Genomic DNA, 740 nt, shown 5'->3' on the forward strand with positions numbered 1-740 from the left:
CCCGCGCGAAAGCGCGGGCCTCACAAGTTCCCTTCAAGCAACCAGGAGGCTGATCATGAATGGAGGCCGGCAAGTTCGGCCGTAAGGAGATCGTCGAGTTCTGCAGGCTCATCCCCTCCCGTCTCTGAACGGTCCTGTCATGCCCTTGTTTTTCAAATAAACATCATCCTTCAGGCCCGTGAAGATCCCAATCTTCCGGGCCTTCTGATTTCGGAAATAGAAAAAATAATTGCAAAAGAATGCAAAAAAGAATTGCCGTGTGCGGCAGTTCGCCATACATCTTGGGTCAGAGAAAAGGAGTTCTCGCCATGCGTGCGTTTGTAGATGAGACTACGACTATCGACGAGCCTAGCGACGCCCGGATGTCCTTCCGGACGAAGAAGCGCATCAAAAACACGATCCAGAGAGCTGCCGCTCTCTCCGGTGTCGACGACACCACCTTTGCCGTGTCTGCCGCATATCGTGAAGCGAAGAACACCATCAACGCTCATGAGCGCACTGTCCTGCAGCCTGTCGATCATGAAAAGTTTTTCGCCGCGCTCGACGCTCCCGCGAAGCCGATCCCGGCCCTGGTGGATGCGATCAAACGCTATCACACGCGTGTCGTCGCTCGCTGATGCAGGAAGATGAGCAAGGGGCTTCCGCCGCATGCGCGGCGGAAGCCGATGCACCCGAGCCTGCACAAGAACAAGAAAACGAGTTTTTCACCGAAAATCTTAACGCCACACATAATCGCGCCG

At 55.0% G+C, this 740-nt stretch carries 1 protein-coding gene; it reads left to right on the forward strand.

Annotation, left to right across the window (positions count from 1 at the left end; genetic code table 11):
* Positions 1-308 precede the first annotated feature (308 nt).
* Positions 309-617, forward strand: a complete 309-nt coding sequence (locus TW83_RS17930) for a DUF1778 domain-containing protein (protein ID WP_045984151.1) — start codon at positions 309-311, stop codon at positions 615-617.
* Positions 618-740 lie beyond the last annotated feature (123 nt).

Source organism: Paracoccus sp. S4493, from assembly GCF_000967735.1.
Lineage (GTDB): Bacteria > Pseudomonadota > Alphaproteobacteria > Rhodobacterales > Rhodobacteraceae > Paracoccus > Paracoccus marcusii.